The following is an 18338-nucleotide window of genomic DNA, read 5'->3' as shown; positions in this document are numbered from 1 at the left end:
CGGAAGGTTGCCTTGACGGACTATTCGGCTTCCCCGAACCGCGCCAGCGCCACCCCGCCCCCCACACAGCCCGCGAACCCGAGCACCGCCAGCCACGCGTAGCCGTCGCGGGTCGAGTCGCCGAGCCAGGCCACGCCGAAGACGCCCGGCCAGACGGTCTCGCAGATCACCATCGCCGCCGTGGCCGCCGTCACCGAGCCGGACTGGAGGGCCTGGACGAGCAGGAGATAGCCGCCGAGGCCGGAGACGACGACGGCGTACGCGGCCGGCTGGGCCGGCACGCCGAGCACGGTCACGTCCTCGGGCAGCAGCCGTACGGCGATCGCGGTGAGACCGAAGCTCAGGCCCGCCGCCGCGCCCAGCACCACGGCCCGGCCCCGCCGCAGCCGCCCGCCCACGGCCCACCCGCCCGCCACCACCAGCACGGACGCGACCAGCACCGCCACCCGCAGCCCGGTGCCGCCGTGCCCGTCGCCCTCGCGCCCGGCGGCCACCGCGAGCGTCGCCAGCCCCAGACAGACGACGGCCACCGCACCCCACTCGGCCCACCGCAGCCGCAGCCCCAGCACGGCCGTGCCGACCACCGCCGTGACCGCCAGGGACGAGGCCACCGCCGCCTCCACCAGGAACAGCGGCACCAGCCGCAGCGCCACCACCTGGGCGCCGAACCCGAGCGTGTCCAGCCCCGCCCCGGCGAGGAAGGGCCAGCCCCGCAGCACCTCCACCACTGTCCGCCCCCGGCCGCGCGCGGCCCCGGCACCCTCGGCGCCCGTAGCGCCTGCGGCTCCCCCGACTCCCTCGGCGGCAGCCGTCCGCCGCGCGCCCAGCGCCTGGAGCACGGTCGCCGTCCCCATGCACACCGCCGCGCACAACGCCCACGCCACACCCGCCACCATGGGGGCACCGTAGGGTGCCCGGCGGGTGAGGTCACGCTCCCACCCTCACGACCGCACAAAGTCCGACAGAGTTATTGATCCGCTTCTGTTCGAAGTCCTAGGGTGGGCCCGGTTTTCAACAACATCGGACAAAAAAATCGGACAGCATCCGACGCTCCTCAGTGCATGAACCCCCATGTCGTCACGAGGAAGGCCCCGGCAATGCACCACCCGCACCCGCACGCCCACCCCGTAAGCCGCCGCCGTCTGCTGGAGGGCGGCGCCGCCCTCCTCGGCACCCTGGCCCTCACCGGCGGCGACGCCTACGCGGCCCCCCGAAGCGCGACGCGGGCCGCCGCCGACCCCGAGTGGTCCGGCAACATGGCGCTCTTCCAGGTCGGCGCGGAACCGCCGCACACCACCCTCATGCCGTACGCGGACGTCAGACAGGCGCTCGCCGCCGACCGCACCCGCTCCCCGTACCGGCTGAGCCTCGACGGCCGATGGAAGTTCGCGTACGTGGACCGGCCGGGCGACCGGGACGAGGACTTCTACCGGACGGACGTCGACGACAGGGACTGGGACACCGTCCCGGTGCCGTCCAACTGGCAGCTGCACGGCTACGACTTCCCCATCTACATCAACATCACCTACCCGTGGTGGGGCCCCAACGGTCTCGGCGAGGAGGCCCAGCCGCCGACCGCGCCGACCCGCTACAACCCCGTCGGCCAGTACCGGCGCAGCTTCCACCTCCCGAAGGACTGGACGGCCGGCGACCGCCGTACCTTCCTGCACTTCGAGGGCGTCAAGTCGGCCCACTACGTGTGGATCAACGGCACGCTCGTCGGCTACCACGAGGACTCGTACGACCCGGCCGAGTACGACATCACCGAGCACCTCGGGCCGGGCACCAACCAGATCGCCGTCGAGGTCTACCGCTACTCGGACGGCGACTGGCTGGAGGACCAGGACATGATCCGGCTGAGCGGCATCTTCCGCTCGGTCTACCTCTACTCCACCCCCGCCGTGCACCTGCGCGACTTCAAGCTGGACACCCCGCTCGGCGACGGCTACACCACCGCCGAGCTGTCGGTCACCGCGAGCGTGCGGGCGTACGCCGCCGGGCACGAGGGGTCGTACTCCGTCGAGACGCAGCTCTACGACGCCAAGGGCCACGCCGTCTGGTCGCGCCCCTTGGTCCAGTCGGTCGCCGTCGCCGCCTCCTCCGTCGGCGAGGACGTGACCGTGCAGGCCGCCAGGTCCGTCCCCTCGCCCGAGCTGTGGTCGGCCGAACACCCCACCCTCTACACGGCCGTGCTCCTGCTGCGCGACCCGCGCGGCAAGATCGTCGAGACGCTCTCCCACCGCGTCGGCCTGCGCGAGTTCGCGCTCAGGGACGGGCTGATGCGGATCAACGGGCAGCCGGTCTCCTTCCGGGGCACCAACCGGCACGAGATGCACCCCGACCGGGGCATGGCGCTCACCCGCGCCGACCTGGTCGAGGACCTGCGGATCATCAAGCGCCTCAACATCAACTCCGTCCGCACCTCGCACTACCCGAACAACCCGCTCTGGTACGAGCTGGCGGACGAGTACGGCCTCTACCTCGTCGACGAGACGAACCTCGAAACGCACGGCATCCGCGACCGCTACCCCGGAAACGACGCCGACTGGACGACCGCCTGCGTGGCCCGCGCCCAGGCCATGGTCCACCGCGACAAGAACCACGCCTCGGTCGTCCTGTGGTCCCTCGGCAACGAGGCGGGCGGCGGCTCCACCTTCGTCGCCATGCGCGACTGGATCGAGTCGTACGACAAGACCCGCGTCATCCAGTACGAGGGCGACGACCGGCCCACGATCAGCCAGATCCGCTCGGAGATGTACGACAGCCCGCAGCGGGTCGAGCAGCGGGCGAAGGACACCTCGGACACCCGGCCGTACGTGATGATCGAGTACTCGCACTCGATGGGGAACTCGACGGGCAACCTCAAGAAGTACTGGGATCTCATCCGGCGCCATCCCGTCCTCCAGGGCGGCTGGATCTGGGACTTCGTCGACCAGTCGCTGACCTGGCCGGTGCCGGACCTGAAGGTGTTCACCGACTCCGGGCCGAGCGGCCTGCAGGGCCAACTCCTCACCGCGGCGGGGACGTTCAGCCGCGACAAGGGCCTCTCCGGCGCCACCGGCTTCACCCGCGACCCGGCCCTCGACCTCACCGGCTCCCTGACGCTGGAGGCCTGGGTCACTCCGCACGTCACCGGCGGCCACCAGCCGCTCGTCGCCAAGGGCGACACCCAGTACGCGCTGAAGCAGACCAACCGGAGCGTCGAGTTCTTCATCTACGGCGGCGGCCAGTGGGTCAGCGTCAGCTGGGGCGTCCCGGCCGACGGCTGGACCGGCCGTGAACACCATGTCGCCGGTGTCTTCGACGCGACGGCCGGCTCGCTCACCCTCTATGTCGACGGCGAGGCGAAGGCGACCCGCACCACGACCCGGCGCCCCTCCGTCAACACCGCGCCCCTCTCCCTCGGCACCGACACGGACAACCCGACCCGGGAGTTCAGCGGCACCATCCGGCGGGCCGGGGTGTACGCGCGCGCCCTGAGCGGCACCGAGCTGGCCTCCGGGGGGCGTGGGCCCGGGGACGACGGGGTGCGGTTCTGGTTCGACGCGGCGACGGTGGAGGTGGCGGAGCGGAAGAAGAAGGCGGATGACTTCGGGACCTTCGGGAAGGAACGTTCGTTTTTCGCGTACGGCGGTGACTGGGGCGACAACCCGAACGACGGGGCCTTCGTCGCGGACGGCATCGTCAAGGCCGACCGGGGCCACACCGGCAAGGCGGCCGAGGTCAAGCGCGTCTACCAGGCGATCCACGCGAAACCGGCCACCGGGAACACCCTGACCTCCGGGACGGTCACCCTCACCAACGAGTACCTCTTCACCAACCTCCGCGAACTCGACGGCAGTTGGACCCTGGTGGCCGACGGCAAGAAGATCCAGGACGGCCGCCTCACCCGCGACCAGCTGGACGTCGAACCCCTCTCCACCAAGGACGTCACCGTCCCCTTCGTCCTCCCCTCCTCCCCCGCCCCCGGCACCGAGTACTTCCTCGAACTCTCCTTCACCACCAAGGACTCCACCCCCTGGGCGAAGTCCGGCTTCGAGGTGGCCCGGCAGCAGCTGTCCGTGGACGCGGGCAGCCCGGCGGTGAAACCCGTACCGCTGGCCGACGTCCCGGTCCTCAAGTACGAGGAGAGCGACGAGGCCGTCACGGTCACCGGCAAGGGCTACCCGGGCCGCTTCTCCGTCACCGTCGACAAGGCGAGCGGCACGATCACGGCGTACAAGGCGGGCGGCACCCGGCTGATCGCCTCCGGTCCCGTGCCCAACTTCTGGCGGGCCCCCACCGACAACGACCACGGCAACGGCCAGCACACCCGCAACCAGACCTGGCGGGACGCGGGCACGAACCGCAGGGTGACTGCCGTGACGGTCCGCCCCCTGGGCGACGGCAGGGCCGTGGAGATCAAGGTCACCGGCACGCTCCCCACCACCACGGAGTCCACCTACTCCACCACCTACACGGTGTTCGGCAACGGCGAGATCAAGGTCGACAACACCCTGCACCCGGGCGCGGCCTCCCTCCCCTACCTCCCCGAGGTCGGCAATCTGCTCCTCCTCAACCGCCGCCTCGACCGCCTGCACTACTACGGCCGCGGCCCCGAGGAGAACCACTGGGACCGCAACAACGGCACCGACGTCGGCCTCTACTCCGGCACGGTCGCCGAGCAGTGGTCCGGCTACATCCGCCCCCAGGAGAACGGCAACAAGACCGACGTCCGCTGGGCCGCCGTCACCGACCGCGACGGGGTCGGCCTGCTGGTCTCGGGCGACTCCCTGATCGAGGTCAACGCCTCGTACCTCACCCCGGAGGACCTGTCGACGGGCCTCCGCCACGACTACCACCTCACCCCCCGCGACACGGTCGTCCTCCGCGTCAACCACCGCCAGATGGGCGTCGGCGGCGACAACAGCTGGGGCGCCCACACCCACGACGAGTACAAACTCTTCGCGGACCGCGACTACTCGTACACGTACCGGCTGCGCCCCCTGACGGACGTGAACGACGCGACGAGCGCCTCACGGCGTCCGACGGCGACGGAGTAACGACCGCCCCAAGACGACGGCCCCGCCTCAGCTCCTGGCGGGGCCGTCGATCTCGACACACTGCCCACTCCCGTCGTGGCCGCGCGCTTCCGGCCCAGGGGCCCGACGCAGCCGCGTGATGCCCGATTTGTTGCCATGCGGAGCGTCTTGTCGGCTCGGCTCCTGTCACCGGGCCGGACGTCAACTCCGCCGCTCCAGCCGGTGCGCCTGGTCTGCTTCAGCGTCCCCGCCTCGTACAGAAAGCGCGCCACCGCCGACAGGTCTTCAGCCACCGCCCGGCTCCTCTCACGCGGCGAGGCGGATCGCGTATCGGATGCCCTCCAACTCCCGGCGACCTCGCACCGACAGCTCCCTGCTATCCCACATCACGGGCAGCCGGTCGCGCGGCACCCGCCCGGCCGCACCGGATCGCAGGAGGTGGGGGCGGACCTGGAGCAGGGACCACACGGAGTGGATGTTGAGGTCGACGTAGCCGTGCTGCGGGGCGAAGCCCTGAGCAAGGTGCGTGAGCAGCTTGTCGCCCGGCCATGGCCCTGGGGTGAGAGTGGCGATGAAGTCGTCGGTCAACTCGACATGGGGGTCTCGCCGATCCAGTACGCCCAGTAGTTCAGGTTGGCCGCCTCACCCGCGTCCGGGTGGGTTGCTGAGGGCTCGCCGCTGAGTCGGGTGGCCGTCGTCGGCCGGGACCCCGTTCCTCCGGGGTCCCGGCCGACGCCCGCGTCAGGGCCGTACGGCCCCGGCCCGCAGGTGGCGCCGCTCGGCGATCTCCTCCGCGCTGAGGACGGTGAGCAGCGGGGTGCCGGGCGGCGCGAACATGGTCACCACCAGCTGGGACTGGGCGTCCGCGAGGTTGTTGGCGCCCTGGTAGTGGACGACATCACCCCCGGGCTCGAACACGGCGTCACCGGCCTTGAGCACCCTCGGCAACTGCCCCTCCAGCTCGAACAGGATCTCGCCCTCGGTGACGTACCCGAAGAGCGGCCCGGGGTGCCGGTGCGGCGGCGCTCCGGGGTCACCGGGCGGCAGCGTGACCCGCACGCTCCTGGCCTCGGAGCCGTCCGGTATCAGCCCCGCCGCCTCCGGCAGGGTCGTGATCACTTCGATGCCCGGCGGCAGGTGTGCGTGCTGAGCGCTCATGCGTTTCTCCCACTTCTCCGACTTCCCCGAACGAGGTCCATCCGCAGGGAAGACAGGACCGCGTCCGCTTCTGTGACAGCCGAACGCTCTCTGCGACACCCGAACCCTTTGGCGCCCTCCCACGTCCCAGTACCGATCGCGGTCCGCCGACGCCGACGCCGACGACTACCGGAGGAACACATGAGCACGCGTACGTGGGGAAGGCCCCGCAGGGCCCCGGCCCCGGCCCCGGCCCCGGCCCCGGCCATGGTGGCTGCGGCTACGGCTGCGGTCCTGGCACTCGGCTGCCTCCAGGGCTCGACGGCCGACGCGCAGGCGGTCGGGGAGGTCTCGGCCCCGTCCGAGACCTGCCACGGCACCCGGCCGAAGGGCGGCCCCGCCGGGCACGACAGCCCCGCGGAGACTCCGTTGGAGCGCACGGTCCTGTACGTGGACAAGCTGGCGACCGGCCGTCACGCCGCCATCTACACGGGCCTGGTCCTGGACGAGGACGCGGTCTCCGTCGACATCTACCGCATCCCCTCCGCCCCGTTCGACAAGGCAGTCTGCGAGGCCGCCGAGAAGGGCGTGACCGTACGCCTCCACGACCCCGACATCAACGAGCGGGGCCTCAACGCCCTCCTCGACCTCATCAGCGAGGACATGAACCGCTGGGACGGCACCTTCACCCTGCGCGAGGCCGGCCTCGACGGCACCGGCTTCATCGAGATCGGCGTCGACGACCCCGACAAGGCCGAACCCGTCCTCCGCGAGGCCCTGGGCCCCCGAAACGCCAAGTACCTCCGCGTCCAGTACGCCCCCCAGGCCCACTTGCTCTGAGCCGGGATGCAACACCCCCGAAGACCAGCTATAGTTGATCACGAGCCGCTCACCGGAGATTCAAACCCCCGGAAGCCCTCAATGCGTTGGTGGTCCAAGGAAAGACGCCCCGCTTCCTGCGGGGAAATGCAGGTGCAAGGCCTGCCCGGCGCTCCAGCAACACAAGCCCCGCTTCGCTCGATCCGAAGCGGGGCTTGTGCGTTGCATGCCTTGCACGCGTTGCAGAGGCTGACGCCCTGTGCCGGAGCCAGGACCTGTCTGACCCTAGGCCGTGTGCCGCTGCCGGGACAGCAGCAGGGCTCCTCCGGCCACCACCCCCACCACTCCCACTCCCACCGCTCCCGCGGCCAGGAAGCCGCCGTTGGAGCGCCATGACAGCACCGACCAGCGGGACTGTGCGGAGAACAGGGAGCCCGTACTCAGCCAGGACCCGGTCGAGATCAGGGACAGGGACGACCCGATCGAGCCGACGGACAGGGCACTCCCGATCGACCCGATCGACAGGGCCGACCCGACGGACCCCACGGACAACACCGACCCGACGGACCCGATCGACAGCACGGAGTCCTGCGACCACAACGACAGCACCGAACCGGAGGAACTCGCGTTCGCGTTCGCCTTCGCCTTCGCCATCGCCTTCGTCTTCGCATTCGCCTTCGTCATGAGGCCATCCTGCCCGCACGCACCCTGCCGTGCCCCCCGAACGTTCCCGGCCCGCCCGGCGTCTCAGGTGTGACCGTCCTGGAAGGGGGCCACCACCATGCCGAAAACCGCGACCACGACCGTACGACTCCGTCCCCGTCCCCGCCCCCGTCCCCGTCATCGCGCCCTGTACGCCGCCGCGATCGCCGGGACGTTCATGCTGACGGGGGCGCTCTCCGGATGCGGGGAGGAGCCGGCGGCGACGGCCACGAAGCCGGCCCCCTCCTGGCAGGAGCCCTCCGCCTACACCTACACCCTCACCTCCAGCGAGGGCGAGCGCTCCCTGATCGGCACCTTCGAGGTGACGGTGCGGGGCGGAAAGGTCGTGAAGACCACCGGGCTCGACGAGAGCGCACGCCTGGTGGTGGAGCGGGGCTCGACCGAAGTCCCCACGATCGCGCAGCTGTTGGAGAAGATGAGCACGGCCCGGGAGGAGGGCGCGGACGTGGTGGATGCCGAGTACGCGGACGACGGCCGCCCGACCCACATCTCCATCGACTGGGAGAAGAACGCGATCGACGACGAGGAGGCGTACGCCCTCAGCGACTACGAGGCACTCGGCTGACTCAGATCGCGGATCGTCCCGCCCACCTTGGCCTTCAGCTTCTTCAGCACGTCCGGCTTGGCGGAGACGGCCCAGCGCGGCCCGACCAGGTACTTGCCGCCGTACATGGAGGCGGACTCCAGCCAGACTTCCTTCAACTCGTCCTTGGGGAAGGTGGTGATGAGGTAGTCCCCGTCCCCGGTCTGACACACGCCCTCGCGCAGTTCCTCCGCCTCGGTCCGGATCTTCACCTCGCACCCCGTCAGCTCGGCGATCACCTCGACCTTGGCCGGCGCGACGACCGCGGCGACGGGACTGGACTCGCCGCTAGCCTTCCCCGAGCCCTCGCCGTCACCCTCACCACCGCTGCACGCCGCCACCAGGGGCAGGACAGCCAGAGCCACAGCCAGCGCAACCCCACGCGACAGCTTCCTCACCATGCCCTGATCTCCGTCCACGTTCTCCGTACCGAGTGCACTCACCGAGAGATACGCACAACGACGACGGAACACTCAATCCTGGCGCCCTCTTCCAGGGCGGTCTGAGATCCTGGAGTCCGATCGAGAGGGGCCGAAGGCATGGAGTGGAAGACCCATGGTGAGCGGCAGGTCTACACGAACAAGTGGGTGAACCTGTGTCTGGTCGACGTCCAACAGCCTGATGGGCGCAGGTGGGAGTACCACGTTGTTCGTCTGCGGCACCTGGCCGTGGCCGCAGTGGTCAACGATCGGCACGAGGTGCTGATGATGTGGCGGCATCGCTTCATCACGGACTCGTGGGCCTGGGAGCTCCCCATGGGCCTGGTCGAAGAGGGCGAGTCGCCCGAAGAGGCGGCGGCTCGCGAAGTGTTGGAAGAGACCGGTTGGCGGCCCGGCCCCATCAAGCCCTTGATCTACGCCGAGCCGGCCAACGGCATCACCGACTCTCAGCACCACGTATTCCGCGCGGACGGCGCAACCCACGTGGGACCGCCCACCGAGAAGAACGAGTCGGACCGCATCGAGTGGATCCCGCTCAGCGAGGTGCGCGGGATGATCGACCGTCGCGAGATCGTGAGCAGTGGGACCCTTGTTGGTCTGCTCTACCTGCTCATGGACGAAGCGATCCGCTGACCGGCGGGAGGACTGCCCGTAGCCGTGCCTCGAAGGCCAGGGCTACGGGCTCCTGCCTGTGGGGGGCCAACTGGTCGTAGAACTCCCTGAGATGGCCCGACACCCGCTCGGACGCTACCGCTGACGCGGACTCCAGAGCCTGCGTGGCAGTGCTGCACGCCTGGTCGACCTTCCCTTGGTCCAGTTGCGTACGGGCCAGCCAGAAGGCGTGGAACGCCCGGCCGCGCTGATTGGTGCGGGCCTCCCGGCGCAACGCGTCCGCGATCAGTGGCTCAGCCGTCGCCGCCTCGCCCAGTCGGCCGTGGGCAATGCCCGTGTCCACTATGAGCTTCAGTTCGTCGAAGTAGGTCACCCACGAGGGGTCCGGGTCGCTCGCCTGGATCTGCTCGAACTGGCGGTGGGCTTCCCCAAGGGCCCGGTGAGTCGCCGTATGGCTGCCGAGCGTGGCATGGGCGAATGCCTCCCGCATGGAGAGCATCGACAGGACTCGCGGTGTCGTGCTGAAAGCTGAGCGCGCCTGGTCCTGGGCGGCGGTCACCAGTGCCAGAGAGTCCGCGGGCTTGTCCTGGTAGGTCGCCTGCAAGCTCATGCAGGCCAGCACGTTGGCCATGAACTGGCGGTCGTCGATCTCCTTGGCCAGTTGCAGGGCTTCGGTGAAGTACGCGCGGGCCTGGTTGTACTGGCGGGCGTCGAAGTAGGTCCAGCCGGTGAGGCGGGCCAGTTCGGCTGCGATCCCGTACAGGCCGTGCTGGATGGATGGTGGGCGGCTCTCCTTCAGCAGTCCGACCACGTAGCGGAGCTGGCCGACGACGGCCGGCCGCAGTGCCTCGCCGCCGTGCTGGTCGTCCCGTCGCCAGTAGTCCTCGATGGAGGAGCGGAACGCTTCGAGGGTGGCCGCGCTGAGATTGGTCCGCGTGGCCAAAGCCAAGATGCTGTCGACGTCCGGGCCCGGCAGGGACACGGGTGAACGCTCCTCGGGCTCTGCCCCTTGAGGCGCCTCGCGCTCGGTGACGGTGAGGGCCTGCGGCGTCTCCCAGGAACGGCGGGCAAGCCCGAGCATGCCCCCTGGGATGCGCAAGCCGTCCGAGATGCGCTCGATCACGTCCATGTGGAGCAACTGGCGGCGCCCTGCGATCACTTCGCCGACCCGGCTCGGGGTCAGGTCGCAGCGCCTCGCGATCATCGACGGATAGACACCCGCTCGGGCCTGCACCAGCCGGAAGACTCTGGCGAAGTCCCGCACCAGGCACGCATGGATCATCTCGGGGTCGGTCAGCAGCCGGGCAGGTAATTCCTGCGGCCGGTCGGCGTCGGGCATCGGGCCAGCTCCCCCACTGCGAGGGCTACGCAACGTCGTGAACTCTCTACTGGCTGCGATGTTACCCAAGTTGGGTAATCAGCCTGGCCTTTTGGCAGATGCCCTCTGCTCGCGATGCTCCTCTCCATGGCGAGCAATCAGCAGACCAGACCAGGTATCGGCGGGCTGGCGAAGGACCGTGCCACCGGGCGTATCGGCGTCGTGATGGGTGAGGTCGGCGACCGTGTGCAGATGCGGCCGGTCCGTGGTGGCAGGGGATGGGATGCCATACGGGACCACGTGGAGTCACTCAGCGCGCGGGAAGAGCTGAGCGTTCGGTTGGCCGCGAGAAACGGCAACAGTCGGGTCGGGCTGTAATGCGCGCCGTCGGCCGGTGCGCCAGGGTCCTGTTCACCGTCCGCATCAGCGGTTCGTGCGGATTGGTGATCGAAGTGGCCCTTGGCACCGGCCAGTAGACCGGCCGCCCCGAACGGGTGCCGTTACGGCTCCCCCGTCCCCGTTCGGGGCGGCCTCCAAGCCCGCTCGCGATCGTGTTCGAGCCACGCTCGGTGATCGCGACGGCAGGTAAATGCCCTGCACCACCCCACATCAGGAGACTGCACATGACGGCAACAGCGAACGATCAGAAGACCGGTCGCGCGGTGGCGGGTGAGGAACTGTTCCAGAGCCTCGCCCACTTCGTGATCACCCACAACGGGCAGTCGCCCGAGCGTGCCGAGCGGATCGCGGACCAGGCGGTCGCGTTCGCCGTCACGGCGGCCACCGCCACCGTCCCTATGGTCCCTTCGGATGACGTGGACCTCGGCCTCCACGCGCTCATCCTGCACACGAAGGAGTACGCCGGGCTGTGCGAGCAGTACGCGGGGCGGTTCCTCCACCACAACCCGAAGCCGGGCGGAGGAGCACGCGACCCTGAGAGGGTCGCTGCCTCGGCTCACGCCATGAAGGCTGCCGGTTTCATGGTCTTCGACGACCTGTGGACCGTGGACGGCACGAACCTCGCGCAGTGCGACTCGGACTGCGGCCGACCCTACGGTCAGGACTGACCCACCCCACAGCGACGCGACCGGCCACGACTCGTGGTCGGTCGCGTACGCCCGGAAGGAGAAGAGACGTTGTCCGGCTCAACCCCTGAACTGCCGATCGTGGTGATCGACGCACTCAGGCCCACGGCTCACCACCTGGTCATCAACCGCCGGGGCTCCACGGTCTGGGAGGTGGAGAGCCCTCGGGGCCGCTACGCCGTGAAGCTCGGCCACCCGATCGAGGCCACTGCCGACTGGGCCGCCCAGCCCTGGACCGCGCTCGCGCCGGCGCGCGAGGGCGCCGTACTGCATCGTCTCGGCCTCGACGACATCGCCTACGGCGAGTGGGAACGCGGTACCTGGAACTTCCAGCCATGGCGCGAAGGGCCGGACCTGTACCGGCTGTGGGAGCCCTGCCGTCGACCGGGATCGTCCATCGCGCCCCACACGGATGTTGCCCTGGGGTGCGTCGAAGCACTGGCCGAGCTGCACGCGAAGGGCTGGGCGCACGGAGACGTGCAACCGGCCCACTTCATCATCGGGCCCGAGCGGACGCACCTGATCGACCTCGCCCTCGCCCGCGGCGGAAGCGTGCCCGAGGGGTACGACTTCCCGTTCCGCGGCTGCCTCGTCCACTACGAGGCACCGGAGATCGCCCGCAGCGTACTCGCCACCGGCGAAGCCGAGCCGACACCCGAAGCCGACGTCTACGCCCTCGGCGCGTCCCTGCTCATCTCCGCCACCGGCTGGCGGGCGGTCGAGTACCCGGACGACGCGCCTCGCCCCGTGCAGAGGCAGGCTGTGGCGGAAGGCAGGCGGCGGCCGGTGAGGGCTCGCGGTGAGTTGGGACGGCTGATCGACGCGATGCTCAGCCACGCTCCCGAGGACCGACCGACGATCGATGAGGTGGGCAAGGCACTCGGCTGACAGGTCAGCCTGTGGGGGCGTCGCTCCCGGCGGAAGGCCTTTCGGCGACGAAGGAGCCCATGCCCGGGGTCGTGGTGATGAGGCCGTCTGCTCGAAGGGCCGCCGTCACCTTGCGCACAGTTGTTCGCGCCACGCCGAACTCCTGCTCCAGGCGCACCTCGGAGATCATCCTTCGGGGCGGATACTCACCGCTCGCGATCCTCGCTCGGAGCACGTCAGCGATCTGGATCCACTTGGGCCTCGTGGGGTCAAACTCCATCACAGCAGGACCGTACACAGCGACCGAGATTCGAACATAGACGACTGCCGGTGCACCTAGGTGTAGACAGGTGCACCGAGCGCCGCTATGTTCAGGAGCGATGGAGAACCCCGGCGAGGTGGACTAGACCTCCCGGGGCGTGGCCAACGCTGACTCTAGGAGCGCCGACAGTGCTCGACCCTATCCGCCGCATCACCCTGCGGCTGCGGCTTCTGTTCACTCCCGGTACGGGTAGGCGGCGGGCCGGAGTCCGCCCCGACCTCGTGCCGACGCCCCACAGCTGGACGGAGGCGCCCCCGACCCCTCTCCCCACCCACCGATCCCCCTACGGCCTCGACGAAGTATTCGACGGCGCCCAGACCGTCGCCGTACGCCCCTACCTCGCCGCCCACGAACAACGGCTGCGGCGGCGGGAGTTGGCGATGGCGGGGATGGGGTTGGACATGCCGGGGCCGTACTGGATTCATGGGGTCGAGGTCGCGTGATGGGGGCGGAGGGGGCTGGTGAGGTGCGGTTGTTGCCGTGGGTCGGAGATGGGGGGAAGCCCTGTTATCTGGTCTCCGACAGTGCGGGTGGGCCCGTTTCGCGGATGGCCGATGACACGGAGGCCATCCAGTTGGAGATGGGGAACGAGTTGCTCTCCCATGCCCGCGCGATGCTGTTGCCGGACGCTTCGGGCCGTGAACTTCACTTCCTCGCCTCGCGGTTGAGTGAAGCCCTCGCGGACGCGCTGCGCGTTGCCGAGAGTCGGGGGCGGAGGCTGCGGCGGCAGGTGGACTGAGCGGCGCCCCCGGATCAGTACGCACGCCCCCCAATCCAATCCAAGCGGGGGCCCACCCCCTTGACCACGGCCGACGGTGGCCGCGGGCAGACTGCTCGCATGCAGCTCCCCGTACCGGCCGTCGCCGGCACCGCGTTGATCGAGGTCGTGAGGATCTCCGGGCTGCCGGGCAGGAGGGGTGGCCCGTATCCCGGGGAGGTGGTCGCCCACTGGGCGGGGGACGAGGTCGGCGGCGTACTCGCTCTGGTCGGGGCGCTGCCCGGGAGCGTGCGGCATCGTTGTGGGTTCTCGCCCGGGTGGGGGATCAGGGCGTACGGCGATGATCTCGACCTGGTGTTGTTCGAGGTGGCGTTCTGCTTCTCGTGCGACGAGGTGCGGATGCAGGGGGATGCCGTGCCGGCCGCGCTGTCCACGCAGTTCTTCAACGCCGGTGCCGAGGAGGCGCGGGCGCTGCTGGAGCGTTTTCGGGGGGCGGCGGGCGGGAGGACGTAACGGAGTACGTAAGCGATTCCGTAGTCTCACCGATCTCTTTCGGGGGCGGGGGCTGGAAAGGTGGGGCGGGTTCGTGTGACCGACGATCCATGTGGAGGTAGTCGCGTGCGTATGCGTTCCCTGGCCGCCGTGTCGAGCGGTGCCCTCGCTCTCTCGGTGTTCGCCGTTCCGGCCGTTCACGCGGACGACGGCCCGGTCATCACCGATGTCGTCGTGAACGGTGGGGCCGCGCTCGCGCTGGGGCCCACCGCCGCCAAGACCTTCAAGGTGAGCGTCACGGCCCGGCACAGCTCCGGGATCGACAAGATGACCATTCACGTGTCGCTGGCGTCCTTCTTCGACCGGCAGTCCGACCGCGGTCTCACCTGTGCGGCCGTCAGCGCCACGACCTCGACCTGCACCGGTTCCTGGACCGTCGACACGGGCGGCGTCTACGACAATGGCGCGGCCGACGACCCCTGGTACGTCCGGACCTCGGTGTGGGCCGACGACGCGAGCTTCATGAACACGAACACGGCCGCCACCTTCACCGTACGGCGGCTCGCCACGCTGAGCGTCAACGCGGCCCCGGAGCCCGTGAGGAAGAACGCCAAGCTCACGGTGACCGGCAAGCTGGCCCGCGCCGACTGGAAGACCCGCAAGAACGCGGGGTACTCGGGGCGGTCGGTGAAGCTGCAGTTCCGTAAGAAGGGGACGGACACCTACAGCACGGTGAAGACCGTCAGCAGCGGGAGCGGTGGCGCGCTCAAGACCACCGTCAAGGCCACCACCGACGGGTACTGGCGCTGGACCTTCGGCGGCAACGGCACCACCTCGGCCGCCAAGGCCACCGGGGACTACGTCGACGTGCGCTGAGACACGGGAGCCGAGGCACGAGAGCCGAGGCACGAGAGCCGAGGCACGAGCAGGGCATGCCGACGCGGCGCCCGACCTCGGAAACAGAGGTCGGGCGCCGCGTACGTCTACACGAGTTGGCGGTCCGTCACTGGGCCGTGCGGTTCGCGCCCTTGCGGCGGGTGACGACGAAGATGACGCCGCCCGCGGCCACCAGGCCCGCCGCGCCGATCGCGATCGGGATGGCGTTGCCGCCGCCGGTCTCGGCGAGGTCGCCGGGCTCACCGCCGTTGGGGTTGGGCGCGGCCGGGGTGGAGTCCGAGGGGGACGGGGAGGGCGAGGACTCGGTCTTCGGGGTGTCGCCGGCCGGCGGGGTCGCGTCCGCCGGAGGGGTGTCGTCGGCGGGCGGCTGCTCGTCCGCCGGCGGGTTCTCCTCGGCGGGCGGCTGGTCGTCGGCCGGGGGCTGCTCCTCGGCGGGCGGGTTCTCCTCGGCCGGGGGCTGCTCCTCCGACGTGCAGTCCTTCGTGCCGCCGTTCCAGGCCGCGATCAGCTTGTCCTTGATGACCGGGCGGTCCGGGCCCTTGGGGACGTCGCCGTGCTCGAAGCCGTCCTTCGCGTCGAGCTTGCCGTCGAACTTCACGGCGCCCCGGTAGAGGTCGATCTGCGCGTAGCAGCCCGCGTCGGGGACGGAGATGTCGAGGGAGTCCGTCGCGCCCTTCTTGACCGTGACCGTGTCGAAGTCGACGAAGACCTGCTCGCCGGAGGTGGCGAAGGTCGGGCCGTGGGCGAGGTAGGACGCGAGGGAGACCGTGCAGGTCGTGGCGTCGGCGGCGGCGCGGACCTTGATGTGGACCTTGCCGTCGTCGGTGGGCTTGAGGTTCTGGTCGTCGAGCTTGACCCAGTCGGCGAACTTCACGCCGTCCAGCGAGAACTCGCAGCGGTCGGTCTCGGTGGGCGTGCCCGCGCCCTGGCCGGGGGCGTAGCTCTTCTTGCCCCAGCCGTCGCCGCCGCCGGGGGTGTCGTGGGCGAAGGCCGGGCCGGAGACCGCCGCGCTCAGCGCAAGAGCGGCGATGCCCGTCCCCACCAGGCGGCTCACGATGACACGTCTCGCTATGGACATGCAGATCCCATTCTCGAACTCGGAACGTCGGAACGTACGAGAACCCCGGGCGCGGCGGCAGCACGGCAGCACGAGGCGGCCGGAGGCCGCGCCGGGGCTGTGGGTGGTCGAAGAAAACACCGGGCTCAGGGGTCACTTGAGCCACAGGGTGTGCACATCGTTTACCAAGGGGTAGGGGCTGTCAACCTCGGGAAACGCCGGTCGGGGCCGGGCCCGTGACAGCCCCTCGGGCACATCCGCGCCACACCCGAGGCATATATCGGGCACAAAGGGAATCAGTGCCTCCGGGGGCCCATGGGGGGCTCACGGGCGTCCCAACGCCGGGTCGACGAACCGCAAAGGGTTCGCCAACTCGCCACCCGGCGAAGGGGAGTTGCCAGGGAAGTCGATATGGGGCGGATTTGACAATCCCGTCCCCCGCTCCCGACCCTACGTTCATGACATCCATTTTCATTATCGGCGTCGAGGGTGCCGCCGAGAACGAACACGAGAGCGAGCGGGGTGACGGTCCGTGCGTGTGGCGTTCGTAGGCAAGGGCGGCAGCGGCAAGACGACGCTCTCGGCGCTCTTCGCCCGGCACCTCGCCCGCTCGGGCGCGCCGCTCGTGGCGATCGACGGGGACATCAACCAGCATCTGGCGCACGCGCTCGGCCTCGACGAGGGGGACGAGTTCGGCGCGCCGCCGCTGAGTGCGCGGACCGGTGAGATCAAGGACCACCTCCGGGGCACCAACCCGCGGATCGTCTCGCGTGCGGCCATGGTCAAGACGACCCCGCCGGGCCGGGGTTCGCGGCTGCTGCGGCTCCTCGGCGACGACGAGATCCACGCCCGGCACGTCGAGCGCGTGGACGGGGTGCCGCTCATGGTCACCGGCGCGTTCGACGAGAGCGACCTCGGGGTGGCCTGCTACCACTCCAAGCTCGGCGCGGTGGAGCTGTATCTCAACCATCTCGTCGACGGGCCCGGCGAGTACGTCGTCGTCGACATGACCGCCGGCGCGGACGCCTTCGCCTCCGGGCTGTTCACCCGGTTCGACATGACCTTCCTGGTCGTCGAGCCGACACGGAAGAGCGTGTCGGTGTACCGGCAGTACCAGGAGCACGCCGCCGAGTTCGGCGTCCCGGTCGCCGTCGTCGGCAACAAGGTCACCGGCGAGGACGACCTGCTCTTCCTCAAGGAGCACGTCGGGGACGACCTGTTGGCGTACTGCGTGCAGTCGTCGTACGTCCGCGCGCAGGAACAGGGCCGGGAGCGCGGGGAGTTGGAGGCGCACAACCTGCATGCGCTGACCCTGCTGAAGGACGCGGTCGACGCCCGTACGAAGGACTGGGCCGCCTTCCAGCGCCATGCCGTCGAGTTCCATCTCCGCAACGCCGCCGCCTGGGCCAATGACGCCACCGGGCACGATCTGGCCGCCCAGGTGGACCCCGGGTTCCGCCACGGTCCGCAGGCGCTGGCCGCCGACGGGTCCGACAGCGGGTCCGCCGGGTCCGACAACGGGTCCGCCGAGCCCTCCGCCCCCGCCACGCCCGCCATCCCCTCCATAGTCTCCTTCTGATCAGAACAGGAACATCCATGTCGCTCGACGTCTCCCCGCAGCTGCTCGCCGATGCCGAGAAGGGCGAGGTGCGGGAGGAGGAGTTCGTGAAAACGGTGCGTACGTCGCTGCCGTACGCGTACGACCTGATCGCCTCCCTCGTCGGTGAACTGCGCGCGGGCACCGCCGAGTTCGCGGACAACCGGACGCCGCCGCCGTCGGAGCGGGAGCGTGGGCAGCTGCTGCGGGCGCTGTCCAGCGACGCGATCCGGGGGAGCCTGGAGCGGCACTTCGGGGTGGCGCTCGCCTTCCAGAACTGCCACCGGGTGGCGGTCTTCCCGGCCGAGGCGCGCGGCGGGGCGACGTATGCCCGGTTCACCTCGCTGCGGTCGCAGATCCTCAACCAGTCGCCGGAGTTCCGCGACTGCTGACGCCCCCGGCCCGGCCGGCCCCCGTGACAGGCCGGAATCGGCCATCGACCGCCCCCTCCGCACCCCTCCCGCGGAGGGGGCGGTCGATTCGACACGCCGGAGCTTGGGGGGCGTACGGGGGCGCATTACCGGCGTACGGCGGCATGGGCGGGCGGAGGCGGGGGCGTCCGTGTGTGCGGCTTCGGGCTGTTCGTGCGGGCGGCTTCGTCCCGATCACGCCTGATCGCGCCCGATCGCGCCCGGTGGTGTCGGGCTCGT

21 protein-coding genes and 1 pseudogene are annotated in these 18338 nt (G+C 70.1%); 13 read left to right on the top strand and 9 right to left on the bottom strand.

Annotated elements, in window-relative coordinates:
• Positions 1 to 20: 20 nt before the first annotated feature.
• Positions 21 to 896, bottom strand: coding sequence for a DMT family protein (locus F9278_RS24955; RefSeq protein ID WP_152170313.1), 876 nt, complete (start codon positions 894 to 896; stop codon positions 21 to 23).
• Positions 897 to 1097: 201 nt separating this feature from the next.
• On the opposite strand from F9278_RS24955, the gene F9278_RS24950 reads away from it, so the two are divergent.
• Entirely contained in the window at positions 1098 to 5042 is a 3945-nt protein-coding gene (locus F9278_RS24950; RefSeq protein ID WP_152170312.1) for a glycoside hydrolase family 2 TIM barrel-domain containing protein, read from the top strand.
• A 194-nt stretch (positions 5043 to 5236) separates the two neighbouring features.
• Here the strand turns inward: F9278_RS24950 and F9278_RS48780 are convergent.
• The 3 genes and pseudogenes from F9278_RS48780 to F9278_RS24935 form a co-directional block, all read right to left on the bottom strand.
• A pseudogene (locus F9278_RS48780) lies at positions 5237 to 5314 on the bottom strand (HD domain-containing protein); the annotation flags it as partial.
• A 13-nt stretch (positions 5315 to 5327) separates the two neighbouring features.
• Positions 5328 to 5609 (bottom strand): hypothetical protein, encoded by a 282-nt coding sequence (locus tag F9278_RS24940; protein ID WP_404818940.1) that lies wholly within the window; start codon positions 5607 to 5609, stop codon positions 5328 to 5330.
• 153 nt (positions 5610 to 5762) lie between these two features.
• Positions 5763 to 6179 carry a cupin domain-containing protein gene (locus F9278_RS24935; protein ID WP_152170310.1) on the bottom strand — a complete coding sequence of 139 codons (417 nt, stop codon included), beginning with the start codon at positions 6177 to 6179 and terminating at the stop codon, positions 5763 to 5765.
• Between the two features lie 180 nt (positions 6180 to 6359).
• Here F9278_RS24935 and F9278_RS24930 point away from each other — a divergent pair, with 180 nt between their 5' ends.
• Positions 6360 to 6998, top strand: coding sequence for a hypothetical protein (locus F9278_RS24930; RefSeq protein ID WP_226966918.1), 639 nt, complete (start codon positions 6360 to 6362; stop codon positions 6996 to 6998).
• A gap of 264 nt (positions 6999 to 7262) precedes the next feature.
• On the opposite strand, the gene F9278_RS24925 is transcribed toward F9278_RS24930, so the two are convergent.
• Complete coding sequence (locus tag F9278_RS24925) at positions 7263 to 7631, bottom strand: hypothetical protein (protein WP_152174103.1); 369 nt, start codon at positions 7629 to 7631, stop codon at positions 7263 to 7265.
• A 127-nt stretch (positions 7632 to 7758) separates the two neighbouring features.
• Between F9278_RS24925 and F9278_RS24920 the strand changes: the two genes are divergently transcribed.
• Positions 7759 to 8265 (top strand): DUF6174 domain-containing protein, encoded by a 507-nt coding sequence (locus F9278_RS24920; RefSeq protein WP_152170309.1) that lies wholly within the window; start codon positions 7759 to 7761, stop codon positions 8263 to 8265.
• Here the strand turns inward: F9278_RS24920 and F9278_RS24915 are convergent.
• Positions 8247 to 8684 carry a hypothetical protein gene (locus tag F9278_RS24915; protein WP_152170308.1) on the bottom strand — a complete coding sequence of 146 codons (438 nt, stop codon included), beginning with the start codon at positions 8682 to 8684 and terminating at the stop codon, positions 8247 to 8249. The two genes, F9278_RS24920 and F9278_RS24915, sit on opposite strands and share 19 nt — an antisense overlap.
• A gap of 138 nt (positions 8685 to 8822) precedes the next feature.
• On the opposite strand from F9278_RS24915, the gene F9278_RS24910 reads away from it, so the two are divergent.
• Complete coding sequence (locus F9278_RS24910; protein ID WP_152170307.1) at positions 8823 to 9356, top strand: NUDIX hydrolase; 534 nt, start codon at positions 8823 to 8825, stop codon at positions 9354 to 9356.
• On the opposite strand, the gene F9278_RS24905 is transcribed toward F9278_RS24910, so the two are convergent.
• Complete coding sequence (locus F9278_RS24905; protein ID WP_152170306.1) at positions 9334 to 10674, bottom strand: hypothetical protein; 1341 nt, start codon at positions 10672 to 10674, stop codon at positions 9334 to 9336. The genes F9278_RS24910 and F9278_RS24905 overlap by 23 nt on opposite strands.
• Positions 10675 to 10788: 114 nt before the next feature.
• Here F9278_RS24905 and F9278_RS47325 point away from each other — a divergent pair, with 114 nt between their 5' ends.
• From F9278_RS47325 to F9278_RS24890, 3 genes are all read left to right on the top strand, one after another.
• Positions 10789 to 11031: a hypothetical protein gene (locus F9278_RS47325; protein WP_152170305.1), complete on the top strand. Its 243-nt coding sequence runs from the start codon at positions 10789 to 10791 to the stop codon at positions 11029 to 11031.
• Positions 11032 to 11276: 245 nt separating this feature from the next.
• Positions 11277 to 11720, top strand: a complete 444-nt coding sequence (locus tag F9278_RS24895) for a glycine-rich domain-containing protein (protein ID WP_152170304.1) — start codon at positions 11277 to 11279, stop codon at positions 11718 to 11720.
• 69 nt (positions 11721 to 11789) lie between these two features.
• Positions 11790 to 12626, top strand: a complete 837-nt coding sequence (locus tag F9278_RS24890; protein ID WP_152170303.1) for a protein kinase family protein — start codon at positions 11790 to 11792, stop codon at positions 12624 to 12626.
• Positions 12627 to 12630: 4 nt separating this feature from the next.
• On the opposite strand, the gene F9278_RS24885 is transcribed toward F9278_RS24890, so the two are convergent.
• Positions 12631 to 12888, bottom strand: coding sequence for a GntR family transcriptional regulator (locus F9278_RS24885; RefSeq protein ID WP_152170302.1), 258 nt, complete (start codon positions 12886 to 12888; stop codon positions 12631 to 12633).
• A 167-nt stretch (positions 12889 to 13055) separates the two neighbouring features.
• Between F9278_RS24885 and F9278_RS24880 the strand changes: the two genes are divergently transcribed.
• The 4 genes from F9278_RS24880 to F9278_RS24865 all read left to right on the top strand — a co-directional run bounded on the left by F9278_RS24880 (position 13056) and on the right by F9278_RS24865 (position 15013).
• The gene (locus F9278_RS24880; protein ID WP_152170301.1) at positions 13056 to 13370 is read left to right on the top strand and encodes a hypothetical protein; all 315 of its coding nucleotides are present in this window, start codon (positions 13056 to 13058) and stop codon (positions 13368 to 13370) included.
• A gap of 104 nt (positions 13371 to 13474) precedes the next feature.
• Positions 13475 to 13666, top strand: a complete 192-nt coding sequence (locus tag F9278_RS48775; protein WP_404818939.1) for a hypothetical protein — start codon at positions 13475 to 13477, stop codon at positions 13664 to 13666.
• A gap of 99 nt (positions 13667 to 13765) precedes the next feature.
• Positions 13766 to 14158, top strand: coding sequence for a hypothetical protein (locus tag F9278_RS24870; protein ID WP_152170299.1), 393 nt, complete (start codon positions 13766 to 13768; stop codon positions 14156 to 14158).
• A 111-nt stretch (positions 14159 to 14269) separates the two neighbouring features.
• A complete protein-coding gene (locus F9278_RS24865) occupies positions 14270 to 15013 on the top strand; it encodes a calcium-binding protein (protein ID WP_226967325.1) in 744 nt (247 codons plus the stop codon).
• Positions 15014 to 15140: 127 nt separating this feature from the next.
• Here F9278_RS24865 and F9278_RS24860 read toward each other — a convergent pair whose 3' ends face one another.
• Positions 15141 to 16112, bottom strand: a complete 972-nt coding sequence (locus F9278_RS24860; RefSeq protein ID WP_152170297.1) for a dihydrolipoyllysine-residue succinyltransferase component of 2-oxoglutarate dehydrogenase complex — start codon at positions 16110 to 16112, stop codon at positions 15141 to 15143.
• A 511-nt stretch (positions 16113 to 16623) separates the two neighbouring features.
• Here F9278_RS24860 and F9278_RS24855 point away from each other — a divergent pair.
• Together F9278_RS24855 and F9278_RS24850 are read left to right on the top strand one after the other, a co-directional pair.
• Positions 16624 to 17670 carry an ATP-binding protein gene (locus tag F9278_RS24855; RefSeq protein ID WP_226966917.1) on the top strand — a complete coding sequence of 349 codons (1047 nt, stop codon included), beginning with the start codon at positions 16624 to 16626 and terminating at the stop codon, positions 17668 to 17670.
• 17 nt (positions 17671 to 17687) lie between these two features.
• Positions 17688 to 18080: an SCO5389 family protein gene (locus tag F9278_RS24850; RefSeq protein ID WP_152170296.1), complete on the top strand. Its 393-nt coding sequence runs from the start codon at positions 17688 to 17690 to the stop codon at positions 18078 to 18080.
• Positions 18081 to 18338 lie beyond the last annotated feature (258 nt).

Source organism: Streptomyces phaeolivaceus (assembly GCF_009184865.1).
Taxonomy (GTDB): Bacteria; Actinomycetota; Actinomycetes; order Streptomycetales; family Streptomycetaceae; genus Streptomyces; species Streptomyces phaeolivaceus.
The sequence above is the reverse complement of the archived record's forward strand: the minus strand, read 5'-3'. Positions and strand labels throughout refer to the sequence as shown.

Coding starts and splice junctions, on each gene's coding strand:
- F9278_RS24920 (WP_152170309.1), top strand. CDS start 7,759: ATGCCGAAAACCGCGACCACGACCGTACGACTCCGTCCCCGTCCCCGC.
- F9278_RS24905 (WP_152170306.1), bottom strand. CDS start 10,674: ATGCCCGACGCCGACCGGCCGCAGGAATTACCTGCCCGGCTGCTGACC.
- F9278_RS24915 (WP_152170308.1), bottom strand. CDS start 8,684: ATGGTGAGGAAGCTGTCGCGTGGGGTTGCGCTGGCTGTGGCTCTGGCT.
- F9278_RS24955 (WP_152170313.1), bottom strand. CDS start 896: ATGGTGGCGGGTGTGGCGTGGGCGTTGTGCGCGGCGGTGTGCATGGGG.
- F9278_RS24925 (WP_152174103.1), bottom strand. CDS start 7,631: ATGGCGAAGGCGAAGGCGAACGCGAACGCGAGTTCCTCCGGTTCGGTG.
- F9278_RS24950 (WP_152170312.1), top strand. CDS start 1,098: ATGCACCACCCGCACCCGCACGCCCACCCCGTAAGCCGCCGCCGTCTG.
- F9278_RS24870 (WP_152170299.1), top strand. CDS start 13,766: ATGCAGCTCCCCGTACCGGCCGTCGCCGGCACCGCGTTGATCGAGGTC.
- F9278_RS24895 (WP_152170304.1), top strand. CDS start 11,277: ATGACGGCAACAGCGAACGATCAGAAGACCGGTCGCGCGGTGGCGGGT.
- F9278_RS24910 (WP_152170307.1), top strand. CDS start 8,823: ATGGAGTGGAAGACCCATGGTGAGCGGCAGGTCTACACGAACAAGTGG.
- F9278_RS24860 (WP_152170297.1), bottom strand. CDS start 16,112: ATGTCCATAGCGAGACGTGTCATCGTGAGCCGCCTGGTGGGGACGGGC.
- F9278_RS24935 (WP_152170310.1), bottom strand. CDS start 6,179: ATGAGCGCTCAGCACGCACACCTGCCGCCGGGCATCGAAGTGATCACG.
- F9278_RS48775 (WP_404818939.1), top strand. CDS start 13,475: ATGGCCGATGACACGGAGGCCATCCAGTTGGAGATGGGGAACGAGTTG.
- F9278_RS47325 (WP_152170305.1), top strand. CDS start 10,789: ATGCTCCTCTCCATGGCGAGCAATCAGCAGACCAGACCAGGTATCGGC.
- F9278_RS24865 (WP_226967325.1), top strand. CDS start 14,270: ATGCGTTCCCTGGCCGCCGTGTCGAGCGGTGCCCTCGCTCTCTCGGTG.
- F9278_RS24850 (WP_152170296.1), top strand. CDS start 17,688: ATGTCGCTCGACGTCTCCCCGCAGCTGCTCGCCGATGCCGAGAAGGGC.
- F9278_RS24930 (WP_226966918.1), top strand. CDS start 6,360: ATGAGCACGCGTACGTGGGGAAGGCCCCGCAGGGCCCCGGCCCCGGCC.